Here is a 24,767-nt window from a genome sequence, read left to right as displayed (position 1 = left end):
GGCATGGCACTATCTGGGTGAATGGCGATATTCGCTATATTGCCATGCAGTTCAGTAGGTTAGAAGCATTCCTGGGGGCCGGTCTCACGGATTCAGGATTATGACATGAGAAATTAACTCTTTGTTACGCGATTGTCAGTCCGATAACGCCGAACGCACCACACGCCGATCATGCGCAGGTACGAAAACAGGCGGCCGGGCACGGGATCTTCAGGCAACAGGGTGGGCGTGCGATGAACAAGCGGTCGATGACCTTGGGGACACTGGTCTGTCTGTCGGGGCTGCTCGCGGCCCCGAGTGTGCTGGCGCAGAGCGGCGGCACGGACGCCCGGCGCGAGGCCTGGGTGGTCAAGGCCCGGCAGGGCGAGCGCGACGCGGCGATCGAGGGCCTCAAGGCGCTCTATGCGCGAACCGGCGACACGCGGGTCCTCGACGACCTGATCGCGCTGCTGGTGCGCGCCGGCCGGCTCGAGGAGGCGCTGAACGCCTGCGGCCCCTGCCGGGCCGAGGACTACTCCGAGACCAGCCTGGTCGCCCTGGGCGGCGCGGCGCGCCAGCTCGGCCGCCCCGAGCGCGCCCAGGAGTTCTTCCGGGAGCTGACCCTGCGCGACCCCAACAACCCCCAGGGCTGGCTGGGGCTGGCGCTGACCCATACCGACCTGGGCAACGTCGAGTCGGCCGGCTGGGCACTGGCCCGCTACGAGGAGACCTTCGGCCGTACCGACGAGTACCTCGAGGCCCGTGCCTACCTGGCCGCGCGCACCGACAACACCCTCGGCGAGCTGCAGGCCCGCCAGCGTCTGGTCGAGCGCCAGCCCGAGAACGACCAGGAGGTCAAGGCGCTCTACCGGCTGGCCGTCACCCTCGGCGCCAGCGCCGCCGCCCAGCGGATGATGAGCGAGCATCCCGATGTCTTCACCGAGGCCGACCGGCTCTGGCTGCGCTACTACGATGCGGTCGCCAGCCTGCGCCTGGCCGACAGCACCGGCGACCTGAGCCATGCCGAGCAGGGCCTGGCGGGGCTGAACGCGGTCATCGCCGACGAGCGCTCCGCCCCCGGGCTGGTGCAGCGCGCCGAGTACGACAAGGTCGTCGCCCTGGCGACCCTGCGCCGCTTCCGCGACGCCGAGGCGCTGGCCGCCACGCTCGAGACCCGCTACGGCCCGCTGCCCAACTACGTGCAGGAAGCCCGGGCCGACGCCCTGAGCGGCCTGGGGCGCCCCGGCGAGGCGCGACGCCTCTACCAGTCGCTGGTGGCCTCCAACCCCGGCAAGGCCCGCGACGTCGATCACCCGCTCTATGAATCGCTGATCTACGCCTACGCCGACGCCCAGCAGTACGGCCGGGCCAACGACCTCCTCGAGCGCTGGAAGGCCGAGGAGCCGGCCACCCGCTGGGACTTCACCGGCACCCGGCGCATCGACAACCCCAACTTCGAGAAGGTGCGCTACCTGGAGGTCATGCTCACGGCCTGGCGCGGCGACGAGGACGGCGCCGAGGCGCAGCTCGACGACTACCTCGCCGAGGCCCCCGGCAGTGCCTCGCTGTGGCGCATCAAGGGCGACCTGTACCGCTGGCGCGGCTGGCCGCGCCAGGCGGAGCAGGCCTATCGCGAGGCCGCCGACCGCCGACCGCCGGACAGCCGCCAGGCGGCCGACTACGGCATTCTCGGCGCGCGCCTCGACCGCGGCCAGTGGCGCGACACGGTCGCCGCCATCAAGCAGGAAATCGCGACCCGGCCGCCCAGCGTCGCGCTCGAAGGCCTCGAACGCGACTGGCGCGAGCAGCGCGCCGGCAAGCTGTCGATCCAGGCCGAACGCGGCGACACCCAGGGCAACGGCGTGCAGAGTTCCCGCGACTGGCGTTACGAGATGCGCCTCGACGCGCCCCGCAACGACGCCGGCTCGCGCTTCTTCGCCCAGCGCATCGGCATGTACGGCAAGTACAACGGCGACAACCTGTACGCCGCCTACGATGCCGCCGGCTACGAATTCAACCTCTACCCGGCGACGCTCTCCCTGGCGGTGGGCCAGGGCGCCCAGCTCAACGAGGACTGGCTGGCCTGGGGCCGCTTCAACTATGCCTTCTCGGACTTCTGGTCGATCAACGCCAGCGCCGAACTGAATACCGCCCAGACGCCGCTGCGCGCCCTCAACGACGACATTCAGGCCGACCGCTACAGCCTCGGCGTCAAGTACCGGCGCGACGAGAAGGGCGAGGGCGGCCTGGGCCTGGCCCTGACCGACTTCGACGACGGCAACCTGCGTCGCGAGGTCTTCGCCTACTGGGACGAGGACCTGATTCATCACGACGCCTGGCGGCTCAACGGCCAGCTGTTCGTCGGCGGCTCGCAGAACGACACCGTCGCGGCCAGCTACTACAACCCCGCCAGCGACATCAGCACCAGCGGCCAACTCGCGCTGAGCTACCTGCTGCCGCTGGGCTACCGCAAGGGCTTCACCCAGACGCTGACCCTCGGCGGCGGCAACTACTGGCAGGAAAACTATGGCAGCAACGCCACCTGGCAGATCGGCTACGCCCACCAGTGGACGTTCGAACCCGACCTGATCCTCAGCTACGGCATCGCCCGCCAGAAAGCCGTCTACGACGGCGACCCGGAATACGGCAACTTCATCACCGCCGGCATCGAATGGAGGTTCCTGTGAAAACGCGGCTGCTTGCTCTGCTGGCGCTGTGCCTGACCGTGGCACTCGCCGCCCCGGCCTTCGCCGGCCGCCAGCCCGGCGACCTGGCGGTGATCAGCTATCACGACATTGTCGATCTGGACCGCACCCCGAACCAGAAGCTCTACCCCCAGACGATCACCCGCAACAAGCTGATTCAGCACTTCAACCTGATCGCCGAGCTGGGCTATCGGCCGGTCAGCCTGCAGCAGGTGCTGGATGCCCGCGACGGCAAGCGCCCGCTGCCGGACAAGGCCGTGCTGCTGACCTTCGACGACGGCTATCGCAGCTTCTACGACATCGTCTATCCGCTGCTCGAGCTCTACAACTACCCCGCGGTGGCCGCCATCGTCGGCAGCTGGCTGGACGTGCCCCCGGGCCGGCAGGTGCTGTACGGCGACGACCGCCTGCCACGCTCGCACTTCATGACCTGGGACCAGCTTCGCGAGATGGACGCCTCGGGCCGGGTGGAGATCGCCTCGCACACCTATGCCCTGCACTACGGTCTGGTCGGCAACCCCTTCGGCAACCAGCAGCCGGCCGCCGTGACCAGCGCCTGGACGCCGCAGGGCTACGAGGATGCCGCCACCTACCGCGCCCGCATCCGCGAGGACTTCCGCCGCTCCCAGGAACGCATGCGCCAGGAGCTGGGCCACCCGGCCCGGGTGATGGTCTGGCCCTACGGCGCCTACAGCGAGGCCACATTGCAGATGGCCGCCGACGCGGGCATGCCGACCACCTTCAACCTGATCTCGCGCATGGATGACATCAACGAGGGCACCCGGGCCCTGGGTCGCTACCTGGTGGACCAGGAGACCTCCCTGCAGTACCTGCAGGAAATCCTCGCCGGCACGACCTGGGACCGCACGACCAAGCGCATCGTCCATGTCGACCTCGACTACGTCTACGACCCCGACCCCGCCCAGCAGGCGCGCAACCTCGACCGGCTGCTCGACCGCATCAAGGCCTACGGGGTGAGCACCGTCTACCTGCAGGCCTTCGCCGACGCCGACGGCAACGGCGTCGCCGAGGCGCTCTATTTCCCCAACCGCCACATGCCGGTCAAGGCCGACCTGTTCAACCGCGTCGCCTGGCAGCTGAAGAAACGCGCCGACGTCCAGGTCTATGCCTGGATGCCGGTGATGGCCTTCGACATGGGGCCGGGCTACCAGTACGTCAGCGACCTGCGGCTGGGCAAGCCCAACCCCCACAACTATCGCCGCCTGTCGCCCTACGTGGCGGAAAACCGCCGGATCATCGACGACATCTACGAGGATCTGGGCCTGTACACCAAGTTCGACGGCCTGCTGTTCCACGACGACGGTTTCTTCAGCGACTACGAGGACGCCGGCACCGCCGCGCTGGCCTGGTATCACCAGAAGTGGGGGCTCCCCCCCGGCGTTTCGCTGATCCGCCAGGACAAGGCGCTGATGGCCCGCTGGACCCAGCACAAGACACGCTTTCTGATCGACTTCACCCAGGAACTGGCCCGTGCCGCCGACCGCTACCGCCTGCACGACGAGCAGCGGCTGCGCACGGCCCGCAACGTCTACGCGCCGGTGGTCCTCGACCCCGATAGCCGCGCCTGGTTTGCCCAGGACCTCGAGGCCTTCGCCGACGCCTACGATTACACCGCGGTGATGGCGATGCCCTACATGGAGGGCGCCGACGACGCCACGCTGTGGCTGCGTCAACTCGCCCGCGATGCCCTGGCCAGGGTGCCGAGCGACAAGCTGGTCTTCGAGCTGCAGGCCACCGACTGGCGCGACAAGTCACCGGTACCCAGCGACACCCTGGGGCGCTGGATGCAGGTGATCCGCGAGGCCGGCGTGCGCAACTACGGCTACTACCCCGACGACTTCCTCAACAACCATCCGGACGCGGGCGTGCTGCGCCGCAACTTCTCGTTGACCGCCCGCCTGGGAGCCCGGCCATGACGTCCACGGAACTGCTCGAACTGCTGGTGCTGTTCAGCGTCGGCTATCCCAGCCTGATGGCGACCATCTGGATCTCCGGCGGCCTCTACTACTACTTCCACTGGGAGCGTCGGCAATCCCGCGAGACGGTGACGCCCTCGCGGGAGGACGACCCCTGGGTGACGGTGCTGGTGCCCTGCCACAACGAGGCCGCGCACATCGACGAGACCATCGCCCACCTGTTCCGGCAGAACTACCTCAACTACGAGGTGATCGCCATCAACGACGGCTCCCGGGACGACACCGGCCCGCGACTCGACGCCCTGGCCCGGCAGTACGCGAACCTCACGGTGCTGCACCAGCCCAACCAGGGCAAGGCGACGGCCCTGAACAACGGCCTGCGCCAGGCCCGCGGCGAGATCGTGGTGGGCATCGATGGCGACGCCGTGCTCGACTACGACGCCCTCTACTGGATGGTGGCGCACTTCCGCCAGAGCCCCCGGGTGGGCAGCGTCACCGGCAACCCCCGGGTGCGGACCCGCTCGACCGCGATCGGCAAGATCCAGACCGGCGAATTCTCGTCGATCATCGGCCTGATCAAGCGCGCCCAGCGCATCTACGGCATGGTATTCACCATCTCCGGCGTGGTCTGTGCCTTCCGCCGGAGCGCCCTGCAGCAGGTCGGCGCCTGGAGTACCGACATGATCACCGAGGACATCGACGTCAGCTGGAAGCTGCAGCTCGCCGGCTGGCAGGTGCGCTACGAGCCCCGGGCGGTCTGCTGGGTGCTGATGCCCGAAACCCTGCGCGGCCTGTTCCGCCAGCGCCTGCGCTGGGCCCAGGGTGGCGCCGAGGCCTTCCTGCGCCACCTGGGCGCGGCCCTGCACTGGCGCAATCGCCGCTTCTGGCCGCTGCTGGTCGAGTACGTGATCAGCGTCGCCTGGTGCTACGGCATGCTGGCGCTGGGCGGCCTGTGGCTGGTCGACCTGGCGATGGGGGCGCCGGTCTCGAGCTGGTCGCCGCTGGAGGCGCTGCTGCGCTGGTCCGGCGGGCTGCTGGTCATGCTGTGCCTGCTGCAGTTCGCGGTCAGCTTCTTCATCGACAGCCGTTACGATCGGGCGATGTACCGGTGCCTGTTCTGGTGCATCTGGTACCCGTTCTTCTACTGGCTGATCAACATGGCCACCGTGGTGGTGGCCTTTCCCAAGGCCGTGGTGCGTCGCCGCGGCCAGCTGGCCACCTGGACCAGCCCCGACAGAGGAGAGCGCTTCCGTGAACCATGAACTCGGCTCGATGATCATCGACAATCCCCAGCGTCGCAGCCTGAGCTACCGGCTGCGCGATACCGCCCTGGTGATGGCGACCCTGGGCCTGTGGGGGCTGTTCGCCCTGCAGGGCTGGACCGCGCTGGCGAGCAGCGAAATCCTGATCGAGCAGGCCTATGCTCTCGCCGTGCTCAAGCTCACCGCGCTGGACTTCCTCGGCGTGTTCTTCCTGCTGCACAGCTGGGTGATCTACGAGCGCCTGCTGTTCCGCTGGCGGCAGCGGGCCGCCTCCCGGAGCGGCTGACCGGCAGTCACAAGGCCACCGGGCGCCTCTCAGGGGCGCCCGGCGTCCGAATCGTGGCACTCGATGCGATTGCGGCCGTATCGCTTGGCACGGTAGAGGGCATGATCGGCGCGGACGAACAGGCTGTCGAAGCTGTCCCGTACCTGGCGGTCGGCCAGCCCCACGCTCAGGGTCACGTCGGCGTCGATCGACCAGGTGTGCGCGGCCACCGCGCGGCGCAGGCGTTCCATGGCGCTACCCGCCTGGCGGGCATCGGCCTCGTGCAGCAGCACGGCGAATTCCTCGCCGCCGACCCGGAAGATGGCATCGTGATCACGGAAGGTCGCCCGCATCAGCCCGGCCAGTTGCTGCAGAATCTCGTCACCCGCGGGATGACCATGCCGATCGTTGATGGCCTTGAAATGGTCGATGTCCATCAGCGCCAGCGTCAGCGGCTCGCCCTCGGCGTCTTCGGCCTCCTTCAGCCAGGCGGTAAGCGTCTCGTTGAAGGCGCGCCGGTTCTTCAGGCGGGTCAGGGCATCGCTGTAGGCCCAGTGCTCGAGGTGGCGGTTCTGCTCGAGCAGCTCCCGGCGGTGGGCCTCCAGCTCCGCCTTCAGCGCCTCGAGCTCCGCCACCGCGGTGACCTTGTCCTGCAGCGCGCGCTCCGTGGTGCGGCGTGCCTGAATCAGTTCCCGCTCGAGGCGGCTCTTGCGCCGAATCGGCATCAGCGCCCAGTGCCACTGTGCCCGGCCGTCCACTTCGCGGCGCTCGATCCCGCACAGCACGGGAATCTCGCTGCCCCTGGCGGTCTTCAGCGCCAGATGCACCTCCTCGGCCTGGCACGCCTGCTCGAGTTGCGGCACCACGTGCCAGTGGATCAGGGTGCGAGCACTCGGCGTCAGCCACGCCTCCAGGGCATCCCCTGCCAGCCGGGGTGCCCCCAGCCAGTCGTGCAGGCGCTGGTTGGCCGCCATCACCTGTCCCTCGGGCGAGGTGATCAGCAGCCCGCAGGGCGCCATCAGCCACGCCGTCAGGGTGTCGGCGTCCATCCGTGGCGCTTCCGGGCTCATGCCGCGATCCAGTCGCGCAGGGCGTCGGCCAGCACGTCGGGGGCGCGGATCTGCGGGTAGTGCCCCTCGACCGGCAGCCCCGCGAGGCGCGCGTTCGGCAGCTGCGCGGCCAGGTACTCCGCCGCCTCCCGGGAGACCACGGCGTCGCCGTCGGTCTGCGCGACCACGACGGGCACCGTCACCTCGGGCAGCCGTGCCCGGGTATCGCTGAAGAAGACCACCTCCGCGAAGCGGCGTGCGACCACCGCCTCGGTGGCCAGGAACTGCTCGCGCAGCTGCGCTTCCGCCGGGGCCGGTGCCGAGACGCCGATCACCTCGGCGGCCAGGCGCCCGGCCCAGTCGAAGTGGTTCTGCTCCATCAGGTCCAGCAGGGCGTGGATATCCTCGCGCTCGAACCCGCCGTGATAGTCGGGCGCATCGTTGAGATAGCGGCTCGAGGCATTGATCATGATCAGCTGACGGAACCGCTCGGGGCGCCGTCGCGCCGCCAGCATGGCGATGATGCCGCCGATGGAGTGCCCCACCACCACGACCGGCTCCTGCCCGAGCGACTCGACCAGTCCCAGCAGGTCGTCGGCGTAGGCATCGAGCGTGGTGTAGTCCGCCAGCTCGGCGGCCTCGCGGGTGGCTCGCCCGGTGCCCGCGTGGTCAAAGCGGATCAGCCGGTACGCCCCGTCCAGCTGCTCGCACAGCGGCTGCCAGAGGCTCTGCTCGTAGCCGAAGCCGTTGACCAGCAGCACCGCTGTCTGGCCGCGGCCCGTGATGCTGACCCCGTGGGTTCCCTTGTCCGACACTGTTCTTTTCATGTGACCGCCAGGGTTGAAGACTATCGGGTCGATGAAGGCCGCTCCCTCAGCCAGGGTCAAATGTTTGTTTGACCCTCGACAATGGCCTTGATGACGGCCTGAACCAGCCTAATCGGACTCGATGCAGGAGCGCCATAGGCCGACGATCGATTCGTCGCAAAAAAGCGACAATTATGACGCCGTGCATCCGGAAATGTGCGCCATGACTGGCGACACTTCCGCCACCTCGAGCGGCACGGCTCCCCGGGGATTGACCCACGTCAACGCAATCGGTGCCCGGGGCCGGTATGCCTTTCCCGTAGCCCCGCCGGCGTCATGGCTGCCCGGAAACAACCCCGAGACCGGCGCCGGGTGACATACACTGAACCGGAGACAGGGCGATCCGGAGGGAGGCGGGACATGGACAGGCGCAACCAGATTCACCTGTGGTACGCGATCGCGGCCTTCGTGCTGGTACTGATCTTCCAGAACGCCTACCTCGAATGGCGTTCCCGAGAGCCGATTCCCTATTCGGAATTCACCCAGCGGCTCGAGGCCGGCGACATCGCCACCATCAAGGTCGGCAGCGAGCAGATCACCGGCACCTTCAAGACGCCCGGCCAGGACGGCCGCACCGGCTTCACCACCAACCGCGTCGACCCGGCGCTGGCCGCGACGTTCGAGAAGTACGGCGTGACCTTCGACGGCACCCGCGAGAACACCTTCTTCACCACCCTGCTGTCGTGGGTGATCCCGGTGCTGTTCTTCTTCGTGCTGTGGTCGCTGGTGATCCGGCGCCTGGCCGGCAGCCAGGGCATGGGCGGGATGATGACCCTGGGCAAGTCGAAGGCCAAGGTCTACGTCGAGACCGCCACCCGGGTGACCTTCGCCGATGTCGCCGGCGTCGACGAGGCCAAGGACGAGCTCAAGGAGGTGGTGGCCTTCCTGCGCGACCCGCAGCGCTACGGGCGGCTCGGCGCCCGGGTGCCCAAGGGCATCCTGCTGGTCGGCCCGCCGGGCACCGGCAAGACCCTGCTGGCCCGGGCGGTGGCCGGCGAGGCAGGCGTGCCGTTCTTCTCGATCTCGGGCTCGGAGTTCGTCGAGATGTTCGTCGGCGTGGGCGCGGCGCGGGTCCGCGACCTCTTCGAGCAGGCGGCCAAGGCCAAGCCCTGCATCATCTTCATCGACGAGCTGGATGCGCTGGGCCGGGCCCGCGGGCCCAACGTGATGGGCGGCCACGACGAGAAGGAACAGACCCTCAACCAGCTGCTCACCGAGCTCGACGGCTTCGACACCGCCTCGGGCATCGTCCTGCTCGCCGCCACCAACCGCCCCGAGATCCTCGACCCGGCGCTGCTGCGCGCCGGGCGCTTCGACCGCCAGGTGCTGGTCGATCGCCCCGAGCGTCTCGGGCGCAAGGCGATCCTCGAGGTGCACATCGGCAAGCTCCAGCAACTCGCCGCCGACGTCGATCTCGACCACATTGCCGCGCTGACGCCGGGCTTCACCGGCGCCGACCTGGCCAACCTGGTCAACGAGGCGGCGCTGCTGGCCACCCGCCGCGGGGCCGACGCCGTGAGCATGGCCGACTTCACCAACGCCATCGAGCGCATCGTCGCCGGGCTGGAGAAGAAGAGCCGGCTGCTCAACGCCCACGAGCGCGAGGTGGTCGCCCACCACGAGATGGGCCATGCGCTGGTCGCCGCCGCGCTGCCGGACATGGACCCGGTGCACAAGGTGTCGATCATCCCCCGCGGGGTCGGCGCGCTGGGCTACACCATCCAGCGTCCCACCGAGGACCGCTTCCTGCAGACCACCACCGAGCTCAAGCACCGCATGACGGTGCTGATGGGCGGGCGCGCCGCCGAGCGGCTGATCTTCGACGAGATCTCCACCGGCGCCGCCGACGACCTGGCCAAGGTCAGCGAGATCGCCCGCCACATGGTCACCCGCTTCGGCATGGCCGAGGGCATCGAGCCGGTGGTCTACGAGGAGGAGCGCCACGCCTTCCTCGGCGAGACCTACGGCATGGCCCAGCCGCGCGAGTATTCCGAGGCCACCGGACGCGAGATCGACCTCGCCGTGCGCCAGCTGGTGGACGAGGCCTATCGCCGCGCCTTGGGCATCCTCGAGGCCCGCCGCAGCGACCTGCAGGCCGGTGCCGCCCTGCTGCTGGCACGGGAAACCCTCACCGCACAGGACTTCCCGCCGATCCGTCCCCGGACCGGACAGGCCCTGCCGGCCCCCGCGGAGCCGGCGGATACCGGCTCTTCGGCCCCCGGCGCCGCCTCGGACTCTTAGCCTGAGTCAATCCACGGCAAAACAGCGATAGCGAGAAATCACGAATTTTTCTTCGTGTTGATAACCCAGGCTAAATCGACATCCACTGCAAGCTGCGAGAGTGTGCGGTGTCGGGCAAGGGAGAGCCCCACAGGGAAGACCGAGCAACGGATGGCTCAGCAACCAGGGATGTACGAGCAGGAGGCTCGTTGAAGTCGGCACGGAAACGCAGCGCTACGGCAGGATCGGCCCCACGGGGCCGACCTTGTCGCCTTTTTCCATGACCGCACGAGATATGGATCAACATGCAGGCTCTATGGCCTGAAAGGAAAATCACCCTATCGGGTCACAATGTTAACTATTGTGTGCTAGTGTAACATTGCTCGTCGCGATCAGGACGATCGCCGGCAAGGAGGCCACGGCCAGGAAGGCCCCGGTATCAGGACGATACCGCCACCAGGAACGGCAAGACCGGCCAGCGGAATGGCCGGCATGACGAGACTCCCTGCATGTGCGCCCTGTCAGTCATTGGCAGGGCGCTTTTTTTGTCACCCGGTCCGGTTACCGCGCCGCCGGGGCGTCGGGAATCGGCAGGCGGGCGATCAACTCGCCGACCTCCTCGGTCATCGCGGCGATGGTCGCCTCATCGTAGAGGCGCCCCTTGCGCTTCTTCAGGCCGCGCTCGTAGAGCCGCACGTGCTCGGTGGGCGTCACCCCGGCGTTGGCCAGGCAGTGGCTGGCGCAGTGCATCTGGCAGCCGTCGATGGCGACGATCGGCCGTCCCGAGCGCGCCGTCTTCACCAGCCCCGGCACGCCGCCGCCGACGCCGGCGATGCACGACATCTCGGCGGTGCCGGCGTGATCGAGTCGCAGCGCCACCGCGTTGGCCAGCTGGGCGACATCCGAACACCCCGAGCAGGAGTAGACTAGCGGCGGCCGGGTGGATGCATCGCGTGTCATGACAACCTCCTTCCCCGCCCATAGCAGCGGGACAGTGACGGACTTCCGGCGCGGCGGCCGGCCTGCGTTGCTCAATCGTTACTGCATCAACGCGCCCTCGGCATCGTCGTCGAGCCGGAACCCGGTGACGCCGATCTCGGCCTCCAGGGCCAGCAGGTAGTGGCGCAGGGCGCGGCGCGAAGCCTGTTCGCACAGGGTGTGGCGCACCCGTTCGGCGACCGCCTCGAAGGGGCGCGGGCGGGCCTCGCGGCGCTCATCGATGCAGACCAGGTGCCAGCCGTAGCGCGAGGCCAGCGGCCGGTCGTGCAGGCCCTCGGGCAGGGTCTGCAGGGCGCGGTCCAGCTCGGCAACGGTCTGCCCCGGGGTGAGCCAGCCCAGCTCGCCGCCGGCTTCCTGCGAGGGGCAGGCGGAGTGGCGGCGGGCCAGGTCGGTGAAGCGTTCGGGATGCTCCTCGAGCTCGGCGATCAACGCCATGCCCCGGCGATAGCCGGCGTCGCGGGCCTCGGCATCGTCCGGGGCCGCCGCCAGCAGGATATGGCGCACCGACAGCCGCGCCGGCTCGCCGAAGCGCTCGCGGTGAGCGTCGAAGTAGCGTCGGCAATCGGCCTCGTCGGGCTCGGGAATCGGCAGCTCCTGCTCGAGCAGGGCGGCGACGGCGGCCTCGTCGTCGCCGTCGAGGCCCAGCATCTGTGCGCGCTGGCGCAGCAGCTCGCGGACCACCAGGGCCCGCAGCGCGCCGTCGCGGGCGCCGTCGGCGCTGTCGGCCGGGTGGTGCTGCATCTCGCGGGCGATCTCGGCCTCGTCGATGGCGATCTCGCCGACGCGGATCGGCGCGGCGCCGCCCGGCAGGGTTTCGATGGCAATCTGTTGCATGGTCATGACTCTCTCAATGTCTTCAGGCGTGCTGCCTCGCCCAGCGAGGATGTAGCCATCTCACGGCCACTCGGGGCTGAACCGGAGGCAGGCCTGCGAGGAGGCGCTGTAAACCCATCCATGGGCGCTACCTACGCCTTCCATGGCGTAGGACCTCCTCTACGGCCTGCCTCCGGCGCCCTCGTCCTGCACGCCCAGCCAGATATCCCCCCTGGCCTTGTCTGAAAATCGCCGAGCGCAGGCATTTTTCGGCAGACCCTCAGGCCCGGCGCCGGACGATCTGATACCGCCGCCCCAGATACCCCAGCGGCGCGCTCCACACATGCACCAGCCGGGTGAACGGGAAGAGCAGCACGATGGTCAGCCCCAGCAGGATGTGCAGCTTGTAGATCCAGCCGATCTCGGCGAGATGCACCGCCGCGTTGCCCTTGAAGTAGACAACCGCCTGCGCCCACTCGGCGAGCATCAGCATCGCCCCGCCGTCGAGGTGATGCAGGGCCGAGAAGATCGTCAGCAGGCCCAGCGACACCTGGATGAGCAGCAGGATCAGGATCAGGTTGTCGGTAAAGCTCGAGGAGGCCCGCACCCGCGGGTTGGTGAGCCGGCGGTGCAGCAGGATCGCCCCGCCGGCCAGACACGACAGCCCCGCCAGCCCGCCGACCACGATGGCGACGACCTGCTTGGTGCCGGCGGCCATGAACGGCGCGTAGACCCAGTGCGGGGTCAAAAGGCCCACCAGATGGCCGAAGAAGATCACCAGGATACCGATGTGGAAGAGATTGCTGCCCAGCCGCAGCTGGCGCCGCGAGAGCAGCTGGCTGGAGCCGGTCTTCCAGGTGTACTGGCCGTGGTCGAAGCGCAGCAGGCTGCCGATCAGAAAGACGCTGCCGGCGAGATACGGGTACAGCCCGAACAGCAGGGTATTGACGTAGTTCATGACGGTTCTCCGGAAACGGCGGAAACACGCGGCGCGGCGTCGACGAAGCGCACGGCCTCGGCGGGCGCGGTACGCTTGCGTTCGGCGAGCCGTCGCCCTTCGGCGGACTGCAGCGCACAGTCCTCGTCGGAGGCGGCCGAGAAGCGCACCGCCTCCTCCTCCCACACGGCATCCAGTGCCGCCGGGGTGTCGTCGCGGGGCTCCTGCTTCACCGGCTCGCGATGCTCGGCGACGTCGCCCTCGGCGCCGATCAGCGCCAGCAGCGCCAGCGGCACCAGGGCGTGGCCGGCCTCGCGCTCCTCCAGGCGGGCGGCGAGCCGCGCCAGGATGTGACGGATCTCGCCCAGCCAGCGGCCGATCTCGGCCTCGTCGCGGGTGGACAGGTACTCGAGGAACAGCGGCAGGTAGTCGGGCAGCTCGCGGGCGTCGAGCGCGAAGCCGGCGGCCTGGTACTCGTCGAGCAGGTCGACCATCGCCTGGCCGCGGTCGCGGGACTCGCCGTGGACGTGCTCGAAGAGCAGCAGCGAGGTGGCGCGGCCCTTGTCGAACAGCGCCACGTAGTCGGCCTGCAGATCGAGCAGCGGCGTCGCGGCGAGCCGTCGGCACCAGCCGACGAGCGCCTCGCGCAGGGCCGCCGGCAGCCGAGCCTCGGCGGCGAACACCGCCGCCAGCTCGTCGGCGGCGGCCTGCAGCTCGGCCTCGGGGTAGTCGAGCAGCCGCGCCAGGGCGCGCAGGCTGCGCTGGGTGGTGTCAGTCACGGGCGGCCTCCTCGGTCTGCGGGTCGTAGACATTCACCGGCTGCACCAGGGTGGTGGTCTGCTTGCGGCCGCCGAACAGGCTGGTCTCGCTGTCGCCGCCCTGGCAGCCGTTGCCGAAGCTGAAGCCGCAGCCGCCGCGCTCGGGGAAGGCCTCGCGGGCCAGCTCGCGGTGGCTGGTGGGCACCACGAAGCGGTCCTCGTAGTCGGCGATCGCCAGGTAGCGGTACATGGCCTCGACCTGGGCCTCGCTGAGTCCCACGGCGTCGAGCACGGCCTGGTTCGTCTCGCCGTCGACGTGCTTGCCGCGCATGTAGACGCGCATCGCCATCAGCCGCTTGAGCGCCAGCACCACGGGGCCCTCGTCGCCGGCGGTGAGCAGGTTGGCGAGATACTGGACCGGGATGCGCAGCGACTCGATCTTCGGCAGCACGCCGTCGTCCTCGAGGTGCCCGGCCTCGGCCGCCGACTGGATCGGCGACAGCGGCGGCACGTACCAGACCATCGGCAGGGTGCGGTACTCGGGGTGCAGCGGTAGCGCCAGCTGCCAGTCCATGGCCAGCTTGTAGACCGGCGAGGCCTGTGCGGCGACGATGACGTTCTCCGGGATGCCGTCACGCCGCGCCTGGGCGATCACCTCGGGGTCGTTGGGGTCGAGGAAGATCTCGCACTGGCGCCGGTAGAGGTCGCGCTCGTCGGCGGAGGCGGCGACCTCCTCGATGCGGTCGGCGTCGTAGAGCAGCACGCCCAGGTAACGGATGCGCCCCACGCAGGTCTCGGAGCACACCGTCGGCTGGCCGGCCTCGATGCGCGGGTAGCAGAAGATGCACTTCTCGGACTTGCCGGACTTCCAGTTGTAGTAGATCTTCTTGTACGGGCAGCCGGAGACGCACATCCGCCAGCCGCGGCACTTGTCCTGGTCGATCAGCACGATGCCGTCTTCCTCGCGCTTGTAGATCGCGCCACTCGGGCACGACGCCACGCACGCCGGGTTGAGGCAGTGCTCGCACAGCCGCGGCAGGTACATCATGAAGGTGTTCTCGAACTGGCCGTAGATGTCGGCCTCGATCTGCGCGAAGTTGGCGTCGCGACGCCGCTTGGCGAACTCGGTGCCGAGGATCTCCTCCCAGTTGGGGCCCCATTCGACCTTCTTCATGCGCTCGCCGGAGATCAGCGAGCGCGGCCGCGCGGTGGGCTGGTGCTCGCCCTGCTTGGCGGTGTGCAGGTGCTGGTAGTCGAAGGTGAACGGCTCGTAGTAGTCGTCGATCTCCGGCAGGTCGGGGTTGGCGAAGATGTTCGCCAGCACCCGCCACTTGCCGCCGATGCGCGGCTCGATCTTGCCGTCCTTGCGGCGCAGCCAGCCGCCCTTCCACTTGGCCTGGTTCTCCCACTCCTTGGGGTAGCCGATGCCGGGCTTGGTCTCGACGTTGTTGAACCAGGCGTACTCGACGCCTTCACGGCTGGTCCAGACGTTCTTGCAGGTGACCGAGCAGGTATGACAGCCGATGCACTTGTCGAGGTTGAGCACCATGCCGACCTGGGAACGAATCTTCATTTCACGGCCTCCTGTTCGTAATCGTTGCCTTCGCCGTCCAGCCAGTCGACACGCTTCATCTTGCGCACGATGACGAACTCGTCACGGTTGGCACCCACGGTGCCGTAGTAGTTGAAGCCGTAGGCCAGCTGGCCGTAGCCGCCGATCATGTGGGTCGGCTTGGGGCAGATGCGGGTCACCGAGTTGTGGATGCCGCCGCGGGTACCGGAGATCTCCGAGCCGGGGATGTTCACCAGCCGCTCCTGGGCGTGATACATCATCGCCATGCCGGTCTTGACCCGCTGGCTGACCACCGCACGGGCGGTGATCGCGCCGTTGGCGTTGTAGAGCTCGAGCCAGTCGTTGTCCTCGACGCCGATGGCCTGGGCGTCCTCCTCGGAGAGCCAGACGATCGGCCCGCCGCGGGACAGGGTCTGCATCAGCAGGTTGTCCGAGTAGGTGGAGTGGATGCCCCACTTCTGGTGCGGGGTGATCCAGTTGAGCGCGATCTCCGGGTTGCCGTTGGACCTGGGCGCGTGGACGCTGGCCACCGCCTTGGTGTCGATCGGCGGCCGGTAGGCCAGCAGGCTCTCGCCGAAGGCGCGCATCCAGGGGTGATCCTGGTAGAGCTGCTGGCGGCCGCTGACGGTGCGCCAGGGGATCAGCTCGTGGACGTTGGTGTAGCCGGCGTTGTAGGAGACGTGCTCGTCCTCGAGCCCCGACCAGGTGGGGCTGGAGATGATCTTGCGCGGCTGGGCGACCACGTCGCGGAAGCGGATCTTCTCCTCCTCCTTGGGCCGCGCCAGGTGGGTATGATCGCGCCCGGTGACCTTGGACAGCGATTCCCAGGCGCGCACCGCCACCTGGCCGTTGGTCTCCGGCGCCAGCGAGAGGATGGTCTCGGCGGCGTCGATGGCGCTCTCGATGCACGGGCGGCCCTTGGCGGCGCCGTCGAGCTTGCGGCGGTTGAGCCGGCCGAGCAGTTCCACCTCCTTGTCGGTCGTCCAGTTGATGCCCTTGCTGCCGTTGCCCAGCGACTCGAGCGCCGGCCCCAGCGAGGTGAAGCGCTCGTAGGTGGCCGGGTAGTCACGCTTGACCTCGACCAGGCTGGGCATGGTCCTGCCGGGAATCGGCTCGCACTCGCCGCGCTTCCAGTCCTTGACGTCGAGCTGGGCGAGTTCTCCCGGGGAATCGTGCTGCAGCGGCAGGGTGACCAGGTCGGTCTCCTCGCCGAGATGCCCCGGGCAGACCCGCGAGAACGCCCCGGCGATGCCCTTGTAGATCTCCCAGTCGCTGCGCGATTCCCAGGCCGGGTCGGTGGCCGCGGTCAGCGGGTGGATGAACGGATGCATGTCCGAGGTGTTGAGATCGTCCTTCTCGTACCAGGTCGCGGTGGGCAACACGATGTCCGAGTACAGGCAGGTGGTGGACATGCGGAAGTCCAGCGTCACCAGCAGGTCGAGCTTGCCCTCGGCGGCCTCGTCGCGCCATGTCACCTCCTCGGGCTTGACGCCGTCCATGCTGCCCAGATCCTTGCCCTGCACGCCGTGGTTGGCGCCCAGCAGGTACTTGAGCAGGTAGTCGTGGCCCTTGCCGGAGCTGCCCAGCAGGTTGGAGCGCCAGATGAACAGGTTGCGCGGGAAGTTCTGCGGGTTGTCCGGGTCCTCGGCGGCGAAGGCGAGCTTGCCGGCCTTGAGCTGCTGCACGACGTAGTCCTTGGTGGACAGGCCCGCCGCCTCGGCGGCCGCGGCCAGGCGCAGCGGGTTGGTGTCGAGCTGCGGCGCCGAGGGCAGCCAGCCCATGCGCTCGGCACGCACGTTGTAGTCGATCAGGCTGCCTCCGTACTGCTGGGGATCGGCCAGCGGCGAGAGGATCTCCTGGATCTTGAGCTTCTCGTAGCGCCACTGGCTGGAGTGGTTGTAGAAGAACGAGGTGCCGTTCATCTGGCGCGGCGGGCGCGTCCAGTCGAGGCCGAAGGCCAGCGGCAGCCAGCCGGTCTGCGGGCGCAGCTTCTCCTGGCCGACGTAGTGCGACCAGCCGCCACCGCTCTGGCCCACGCAGCCGCACAGCACCAGCATGTTGATCAGCCCGCGGTAGCTCATGTCCATGTGGTACCAGTGGTTCATGCCGGCACCGACGATGATCATGCTGCGGCCATGGGTCCTGGAGGCGTTGTCGGCGAACTCGCGGGCGATGCGCAGGCACTGGGCGGCGGGCACCCCGGTGATCTTCTCCTGCCAGGCCGGGGTGTAGGGGCGCACCTGGCCGTAGTCGGTGGCGCCGTCGTCGGCGTCCGCCGCACCGAAGCCACGGTCGATGCCGTAGTTGGCGCAGGTCAGGTCGAACACCGTGACCGCCAGCACCGTGCTGCCGTCGGCGCGGGTCAGGCGCTTGACCGGCAGGCTGTGGTAGAGCACGTCGTTGCCGGCGACGTGGGCGAAGTGCTCGCGCTCGATGCCGCCGAAGTAGGGGAAGGCGACCCGCGCCACGTCGTCACGATGCTCGGCGAAGGTGAGCAGCGGCTCGATCTCGCGACCCTCGGCGTCCCGCGGCTCGAGGTTCCACTTGCCCCGGTCGGCCTCGACGCCGTCCTGGCCCCAGCGGAAGCCGATCGAGCCGCGCGGCACCACCAGCCGGTCGCTCGCCTTGTCCCAGGCGACGGTCTTCCACTCGGGGTTGTTGGCCTGGCCGAGCGCCTCGCCGAAGTCGCTGGCGCGCAGCTGGCGGCCGGGGGCGTAGCTGCCGTCCTCGCGGGGCTCGAGCTCGACCAGCATCGGCATGTCGGTGTAGCGGCGCACGTAGTCGGTGAAGTAGGGGTCCTGGCGCTCGAGGTGGAACTCCTTGAGGATCACGTGGCCCATCGCCATCGCCAGCGCCGCGTCGGTGCCCTGCTTGGCGGACAGCCACTCGTCGGCGAGCTTGGCCACCTCGGCGTAGTCCGGGGTGATCGCCACGGTCTTGGTGCCCTTGTAGCGCACCTCGGTGAAGAAGTGGGCGTCCGGGGTGCGGGTCTGGGGCACGTTGGAGCCCCAGGCGATCAGGTAGCCCGAGTTGTACCAGTCGGCGGATTCCGGCACGTCGGTCTGCTCGCCCCAGGTCTGCGGGCTCGCCGGCGGCAGGTCACAGTACCAGTCGTAGAACGACAGGCAGACCCCGCCGATCAGCGACAGGTAGCGTGCCCCGGCGGCGTAGCTGACCATCGACATGGCGGGGATCGGCGAGAAGCCGATGACCCGGTCGGGGCCGTACTGCTTGGCGGTGTAGACGTTGGAGGCGGCGATCAGCGTCTCCATCTCCTCCCAGTTCGCGCGCACGAAGCCGCCCAGGCCGCGGGCCTTCTTGTACTGCCTGGCCCGGGTCGGGTCCTCGACGATCGACGCCCAGGCGTCCACCGGGTCGTCGTGGCGCTCGAGCGCCTCGCGCCACAGCGCCAGCAGCGGCTTGCGGATCAAGGGGTACTTGAGCCGGTTGGCGCTGTACAGGTACCAGGAGTAGCTGGCCCCGCGCGGGCAGCCGCGCGGCTCGTGGTTGGGCAGGTCCGGCCGGGTGCGCGGGTAGTCGGTCTGCTGGGTCTCCCAGGTGACCAGGCCGTTCTTGACGTAGATCTTCCAGCTGCACGAGCCGGTGCAGTTCACGCCGTGGGTGGAGCGCACGATCTTGTCGTGCTGCCAGCGGGCCCGGTAGCCGTCCTCCCAGTCGCGGGTTTCGTCGCGGGTCTCGCCGTGGCCCTCGGCGAAGTGCTCGGGGCGGCGGGTCAGGTACTTCAGGCGGTCCAGAAAATGACTCATGGAATCTCTCTCCTCAATGGCTCGGGGTCATGACGACGCGGTCTGGGCCGGCGTCGCCCGCCCGGGCTCCTGAAAGCGGATCTCGGCGTTGGCGCGGGTGTAGTAGAACCAGGTCAGGGCCACGCAGACGGCGTAGAAGGCGATGAAGCCGTACAGCGCCAGCTCGGCTCCGCCGGTCAGGGCGATGGAGCTGCCGAAGGTCTTGGGAATGAAGAAGGCCCCGTAAGCGGCAATCGCCGAGGTGAAGCCGATGGTCGCCGCGGATTCCTTCTCGCTCTGCTGGCGCTGCGCCGCGGCGTCGAGATCGGGCATCAGCCGCGCCACTTCCTGGCGGAAGATCTCGGGGATCATCTGGAAGGTGCTGGCGTTGCCCACCCCGGTGAAGAAGAACAGCAGCAGGAACATGGCGAAGAAGCCCCAGAAGGCGCCCGGCTGGTCCTTGATGCCGAGGAAGAACAGCACCCCGGCGACGCAGGCGATCATCGCCGCGAACACCCACAGGGTGACCCGGGCACCGCCGAAGCGATCCGAGACCCAGCCGGTGCCGGCGCGGGACAGCGCGCCCACCAGCGGCCCCAGGAAGGCGAACTGCAGCACGTCGACCTCGGGGAACTGGTTGGAGGCCAGCAGCGGGAAGCCCGCGGAATAGCCGATGAAGCTGCCGAAGGTGCCGGTGTAGAGCACGCACATCAGCCAGTTGTGCTTGCGCTTGAAGATTACCGCCTGGTCCTTGAACGAGGACTTCGCGCTGGCGATGTCGTTCATGCCGAACCAGGCCGCCACCGCGCCGATCAGGATGAACGGCACCCACACGAAGCCGGCGTTCTGCAGCCACAGGCGGTCACCGTCGCCGAGGGTCTGGGGCTCGCCGCCCAGTGCACCGAACACCCCGGCGGTGATCGCCAGCGGGATCAAGAACTGCATGACGCTGACGCCCAGGTTGCCCAGTCCGGCGTTGAGCGCCAGGGCGTTGCCCTTTTCGCGCTTGGGATAGAAGAACGAGATGTTGGCCATGCTCGAGGCGAAGTTGCCGCCGCCGAAGCCGCACAGCAGCGCCAGGATCAGCATCACCAGGTAGGGAGTGTCGGGGTTCTGCACGGCGAAGCCGATCCACAGTGCCGGCAGCGCCAGCGAGGCGGTGGACAGCGCGGTGAAGCGCCGGCCGCCGACGATCGGCACCATGAAGCTGTAGAAGATGCGCAGCGTGGCGCCGGACAGCCCGGGCAGCGCGGCCAGCCAGAACAGCTGGTTGGAGCTGTAGTCGAAGCCCACCTGGGGCAGCTTGGCGACCACCACCGACCACACCATCCACACCGAGAAGGCCAGCAGCAGGTTGGGGATCGAGATCCACAGGTTGCGGGTGGCGATGCGCTTGCCCTTCTCGGCCCAGAAGTCCGGGTCCTCGGGACGCCAGTCCTGAAGCACGAAATGGCTGGGGGTGGCCAGTTCCGGCAGGTCGCGGACCTCGCGGCCGGTACGCCATTCGTGACGGCTGGCCCGCAGGATCGCGTAGTGCATCCACGCCAGCGCCGCGCCGGAGACCACGAACAGCAGCATGAAGCAGCTCTGCCAGATACCCACCACGTCGTTGAGCATGCCGAAGGTCAGCGGCAGGAAGAAACCGCCCAGCCCGCCGATCATGCCCACCACGCCGCCCACCGCGCCGACATGCTGCGGGTAGTAGCTGGGGATGTGCTTGAACACCGCCGCCTTGCCCAGCGACATGAAGAAGCCCAGCACCATGATCAGCGCGACGAAGCCGATCAGGTTCATGGTGAAGGAGAACTCCAGGGTGCCGTGCACGCCCTGCACGCTGTAGCGGGTCGGCGGGTAGCTGAGCAGGAAGCTGCACACCGCCGAGGCGATCAGCGTGGCGTACATCACGCGCCGTGCGCCGTAGCGATCGGAGAGCCAGCCGCCGAGGATGCGGAACAGCGACGCCGGGATGGTGTACAGCGCGGCGACGATGCCCGCGGCGGTGATGCTCAGGCCGTAGACCTCGACCAGGTAGTGCGGCAGCCACAGCGCCAGGGCGACGAAGCCGCCGAAGACGAAGAAGTAGTACAGCGAGAAGCGCCACACCCGCAGCTCGACCAGCGGCGCCAGCTGCTGCTTGAGCGGCACGGCGTCGGCACGACGCTGGGCGCTCTGCGGGTCGGTGCGGGCCAGCAGCAGGAAGGCCACGCCCATGATCGCCATCACCGTGGCGTAGACCAGCGCCGCGCCCTGCCAGCCCAGCGCCAGCAGCAGGAAGGGCGCCCCGAAGTTGGTCACCGCCGCGCCGACGTTGCCGGCGCCGAAGATGCCCAGCGCGGTGCCCTGACGCCCGGGCTCGAACCACGCCGAGGTGTAGGCCACGCCGACGATGAACGAGCCGCCGGCCAGGCCGATGCCCAGGGCGCCCAGCAGCAGCATGGGGTAGCTGGTGGCGAAGGTCAGCAGGTAGACGCAGCCGGCGGTGGCCAGCATCAACAGGCTGAACACCCAGCGCCCGCCGAAGCGGTCGGTGAGGATGCCCAGGAACAGTCGGCTGATCGAGCCGGTGAGTACCGGCGTCGCCATCAGCAGGCCGAGCTGGGTGTCCGACAGGTCGAACTCCTGCTTGATCTGCAGGCCGAGAATGGAAAACAGCGTCCACACTGCGAAACACAGGGTGAACGCCAGCGTGGAAAGGCCCAGGGCGCGATTCTGGGCGCGCTTCGGCGGGCTGGTAGTGTTGGCCATGGTCGTCCCCTCTGGCTCGGTCAAAGACTTCCCGAGCGCCTTTTCGCCCGGGTCGGGCGCTGCGAAAGGCGCTCTGAGCGGACCTTGCTACAGGGGGGCGGGCCGGCCGTTGACCTGAGTCAATGTGCTTGTCCCGACGCCTCGGCGAGACTAGGCTGGATACCTCTTTCGGGGTATTCGGCCACCCCTGGCAACACCTTGAACAACAACAATTTTTCAGGAAGGGTCGCCCCGGCGGCGTGGCGCCCCCGGCCGGTTGACTCATTGGAGGTACTCCCCCGTCGTGTGTCGAGATCGTCTCTCATGCCCCGTTCCCTGACCTTTCGCGCCGGGCTGGCCATGGCCGGCATCGTGCTGCTGGCACTGACCAGCATGCTCGGCTCGATCGTCATCGCCGAGACCGCCAGCGGCGACGCGGCGGCGATCAACCAGGCCGGCGCCCTGCGCATGCAGGCCTACCGGCTGCTCGCCACGCGGGCCCGGCCCGACAGCGCCGAACGCCTGCCTGACCGGCTCGCCGAACTCGACCGCAGCCTGGCCTCGCCGGTGATCACCGAGCGCCTGCCGGACGACCCGCAGCACCCGCTGACCCGCCAGTACCAGGCGGTCGCCGAACAGTGGCGCGAGCAACTGCGCCCGCTGATGCAGACACCCGCGGCCACCGCACCGGCCGACGTCGCCGCCCGCGTGGGCGACTTCGTCGACCAGGTCGACCGGCTGGTCGGCCAGCTGCAGCGCGAGGCGGAATCGCGCATCCAGCTGCTGCGGCTGTTCCAGGGCGTCATCCTGTTCCTGACGCTGGGCCTGGTGTTCCTGGCCATGTACAAGCTGGCCGCCGGGGTGATGCCGCCGCTGCGCGATCTGCTGCAGGTGGTCGAGCGGGCCCGGCACGGCGACTTCAGCGGCCGCACCCGCTACACGGCGGGCGACGAGCTGGGTCTGCTGTCGCGCACCATCAACCAGATGAACGAGAACCTGTCGCAGATGTACGGCCGGCTGGAGGAGCGGGTGGCCGCCAAGACCGCCGAGCTCCAGCGCAGCAACGAGAGCCTCGGCCTGCTCTATCAGGCGGCACGCCGGCTCAACGGTGCCCCGCCCGGCGATGCCCGCTACCGGCACGTGCTCGCCCAGCTCGCCGCCGTCACCGGGCTGGGGCCGATCACCCTGTGCCTGGCCCAGGCCGACGCCGAGCAGGCCTACCTGCGCCTGTCCACCCGGGCCGAGGACTGCCCCGACTTCTGCCGGGCGCCGGACTGCGTGCCCTGCCTCGACGACCACGACGACACCCCCTCGCCCTGGGTCTACCGGGTGGCGGTCAGCGAGGCCGACCGCCACTACGGCGTGCTGCTGATCCAGCACCCGCCCCACTCGCCGCCCGAACCCTGGCAGCGCGATCTGGCGGACACCATCGCCGGGCTGATCGCCACCTCGATCTCGCTGGCCCAGGGCTACGCCGAGCAGCGCCGCCTGGCGCTGATGGACGAGCGCGCGGTGATCGCCCGGGAACTGCACGACTCGCTGGCCCAGTCGCTCTCCTACCTGAAGATCCAGGTCGCCCGCCTGCAGGCGCTGGTTCGCGCCCAGGCCCCGGCGGCCGACACCGAGGCGGTGCTCGACGAGCTGCGCGAGGGGCTCAACGCCGCCTATCGGCAGCTGCGCGAGCTGCTCAGCACCTTCCGTCTGAAGATGAGCGGGCCGGGGCTGGAGGCCGCGCTCGAGGAGACGGTGCGCGAGTTCACGCGGCGCGGCGAGCTTTCCATCCATCTCGACTACCGGCTCGACCACTGTCCGCTGTCGCCCAACGAGCAGATGCACGTCCTGCAGATCGTCCGCGAGGCGCTGTCCAACGTGCTCCATCACGCCCGGGCGAGCCGCTGCGAGGTCTGCCTCGAGACCGACGCGCACGGCCGGGTGACGGTCAGTGTCCACGACGACGGCGTCGGGCTCGGCGAGCGCACGGACCAGCCCGGCCACTACGGCACCACCATCATGCGCGAGCGCGCCGCCGGGCTGGACGGCCGGCTCGACCTGACGGCACCGACCGCGGGCGGCACCGAGGTGCGCCTGCGTTTCACACCCCAGGTGCGCCGCGAGGCACCCACCACCACCCTGCCCGGAGACGCCGAATGACGACCCCGGTCCTGATCGTCGACGACCATCCCCTGTTCCGCCGCGGCGTTCGCCAGCTGCTCGAAATGGACACCGCCCTGAGCGTCGCCGGCGAGGCCACCGACGGCCAGGCGGCCCTGGATATCGCCACCCGCGAATCCCCGGCGCTGATCCTGATGGACCTGAACATGGCCCGGATGGACGGCCTGGATGCCCTGCGGGCCCTGCGCGAGGCCGGGGTCGAGTCGCGCATCGTCATGCTCACCGTCTCCGACGCCGAGGACGACGTGATCGCCGCGCTGCGCGCCGGCGCCGACGGCTACCTGCTCAAGGACATGGAACCCGAGGACCTGCTGGCGGCGATCAAGGAAGCCGCCGAGGGGCAGATGGCGATCAGCCCGCGGCTTGCCGGCCTGCTGGCCCGCGCCCTGAGCGGGTCACGCACCGCCCCCGGCGAGGACGCCCTGGCCACCCTCACCGCCCGCGAGCGCGAGACCCTGCGCGCCCTGGCCCGCGGGCTGAGCAACAAGCTGATCGCCCGCCGGCTGGCGATCAGCGAGGGCACGGTCAAGGTCCACGTCAAGCACGTGCTCAGAAAGCTCGGGCTGCGCTCGCGGGTCGAGGCCGCGGTCTGGGCGGTCAATCACGACCTCGACTAACGGTGTACCGGTGGCCGGTTCATCGCGACTGAAGTCGCTCCCACAACCAGCAACCGTGGCCGAGCCGGTCAGCCGGATGGGCGGTCTTGTGGGAGGGGATTCATCCCCGACGGCGGTGTCCCGGTGGCCGGTTCATCGCGACTGA

The 24,767-nt window shown here is 68.9% G+C and carries 16 protein-coding genes; 7 read left to right on the top strand and 9 right to left on the bottom strand.

Annotated features, from left to right (window positions below; all coding sequences use genetic code 11):
- The first annotated feature begins 248 nt into the window (after positions 1–248).
- The 4 genes from pgaA to ACTCB7_RS04150 are packed head-to-tail and all read left to right on the top strand — an operon-like array spanning position 249 to position 6,169.
- On the top strand, positions 249–2,666 hold the full coding sequence (gene pgaA, locus ACTCB7_RS04165; protein WP_463005664.1) for a poly-beta-1,6 N-acetyl-D-glucosamine export porin PgaA: 2,418 nt from the start codon (positions 249–251) through the stop codon (positions 2,664–2,666).
- A complete protein-coding gene (gene pgaB / locus ACTCB7_RS04160; protein ID WP_463005663.1) occupies positions 2,663–4,621 on the top strand; it encodes a poly-beta-1,6-N-acetyl-D-glucosamine N-deacetylase PgaB in 1,959 nt (652 codons plus the stop codon). The genes pgaA and pgaB overlap by 4 nt, the downstream gene beginning before the upstream one ends.
- Positions 4,618–5,883 carry a poly-beta-1,6-N-acetyl-D-glucosamine synthase gene (gene pgaC, locus ACTCB7_RS04155; protein ID WP_463005662.1) on the top strand — a complete coding sequence of 422 codons (1,266 nt, stop codon included), beginning with the start codon at positions 4,618–4,620 and terminating at the stop codon, positions 5,881–5,883. Before pgaB ends, pgaC begins: the two co-directional genes overlap by 4 nt.
- Positions 5,873–6,169 carry a hypothetical protein gene (locus ACTCB7_RS04150; RefSeq protein ID WP_463005661.1) on the top strand — a complete coding sequence of 99 codons (297 nt, stop codon included), beginning with the start codon at positions 5,873–5,875 and terminating at the stop codon, positions 6,167–6,169. Before pgaC ends, ACTCB7_RS04150 begins: the two co-directional genes overlap by 11 nt.
- A 29-nt stretch (positions 6,170–6,198) precedes the next feature.
- On the opposite strand, the gene ACTCB7_RS04145 is transcribed toward ACTCB7_RS04150, so the two are convergent.
- Together ACTCB7_RS04145 and ACTCB7_RS04140 are read right to left on the bottom strand one after the other, a co-directional pair.
- A complete protein-coding gene (locus ACTCB7_RS04145) occupies positions 6,199–7,218 on the bottom strand; it encodes a GGDEF domain-containing protein (protein ID WP_463005660.1) in 1,020 nt (339 codons plus the stop codon).
- On the bottom strand, positions 7,215–8,024 hold the full coding sequence (locus ACTCB7_RS04140) for an alpha/beta fold hydrolase (RefSeq protein WP_463005659.1): 810 nt from the start codon (positions 8,022–8,024) through the stop codon (positions 7,215–7,217). Before ACTCB7_RS04140 ends, ACTCB7_RS04145 begins: the two co-directional genes overlap by 4 nt.
- 399 nt (positions 8,025–8,423) lie before the next feature.
- On the opposite strand from ACTCB7_RS04140, the gene ftsH reads away from it, so the two are divergent.
- Entirely contained in the window at positions 8,424–10,304 is a 1,881-nt protein-coding gene (gene ftsH, locus ACTCB7_RS04135; protein ID WP_463005658.1) for an ATP-dependent zinc metalloprotease FtsH, read from the top strand.
- Positions 10,305–10,844: 540 nt separating this feature from the next.
- Here ftsH and ACTCB7_RS04130 read toward each other — a convergent pair.
- The 7 genes from ACTCB7_RS04130 to ACTCB7_RS04100 form a co-directional block, all read right to left on the bottom strand.
- Complete coding sequence (locus ACTCB7_RS04130; protein ID WP_224420279.1) at positions 10,845–11,243, bottom strand: putative zinc-binding protein; 399 nt, start codon at positions 11,241–11,243, stop codon at positions 10,845–10,847.
- Between the two features lie 78 nt (positions 11,244–11,321).
- Entirely contained in the window at positions 11,322–12,116 is a 795-nt protein-coding gene (locus ACTCB7_RS04125) for a peptidylprolyl isomerase (RefSeq protein WP_463005665.1), read from the bottom strand.
- A 259-nt stretch (positions 12,117–12,375) separates the two neighbouring features.
- Positions 12,376–13,053, bottom strand: coding sequence for a respiratory nitrate reductase subunit gamma (narI, locus tag ACTCB7_RS04120; RefSeq protein WP_224420281.1), 678 nt, complete (start codon positions 13,051–13,053; stop codon positions 12,376–12,378).
- Entirely contained in the window at positions 13,050–13,844 is a 795-nt protein-coding gene (gene narJ / locus ACTCB7_RS04115) for a nitrate reductase molybdenum cofactor assembly chaperone (RefSeq protein ID WP_463005657.1), read from the bottom strand. Before narJ ends, narI begins: the two co-directional genes overlap by 4 nt.
- A complete protein-coding gene (gene narH, locus ACTCB7_RS04110; protein WP_224416250.1) occupies positions 13,804–15,363 on the bottom strand; it encodes a nitrate reductase subunit beta in 1,560 nt (519 codons plus the stop codon). The genes narJ and narH overlap by 41 nt, the downstream gene beginning before the upstream one ends.
- A complete protein-coding gene (locus ACTCB7_RS04105) occupies positions 15,360–19,130 on the bottom strand; it encodes a nitrate reductase subunit alpha (RefSeq protein WP_463005656.1) in 3,771 nt (1,256 codons plus the stop codon). The genes narH and ACTCB7_RS04105 overlap by 4 nt, the downstream gene beginning before the upstream one ends.
- Positions 19,131–19,157: 27 nt before the next feature.
- Positions 19,158–21,854, bottom strand: coding sequence for a nitrate/nitrite transporter (locus ACTCB7_RS04100; RefSeq protein WP_463005655.1), 2,697 nt, complete (start codon positions 21,852–21,854; stop codon positions 19,158–19,160).
- 303 nt (positions 21,855–22,157) lie between these two features.
- Between ACTCB7_RS04100 and ACTCB7_RS04095 the strand changes: the two genes are divergently transcribed.
- Together ACTCB7_RS04095 and narL are read left to right on the top strand one after the other, a co-directional pair.
- The gene (locus ACTCB7_RS04095; protein WP_463005654.1) at positions 22,158–23,984 is read left to right on the top strand and encodes a type IV pili methyl-accepting chemotaxis transducer N-terminal domain-containing protein; all 1,827 of its coding nucleotides are present in this window, start codon (positions 22,158–22,160) and stop codon (positions 23,982–23,984) included.
- A complete protein-coding gene (narL, locus tag ACTCB7_RS04090) occupies positions 23,981–24,622 on the top strand; it encodes a two-component system response regulator NarL (protein ID WP_463005653.1) in 642 nt (213 codons plus the stop codon). Before ACTCB7_RS04095 ends, narL begins: the two co-directional genes overlap by 4 nt.
- Positions 24,623–24,767: the final 145 nt, after the last annotated feature.

The organism is Modicisalibacter sp., from assembly GCF_055145905.1.
The sequence above is the reverse complement of the archived record's forward strand: the minus strand, read 5'-3'. Positions and strand labels throughout refer to the sequence as shown.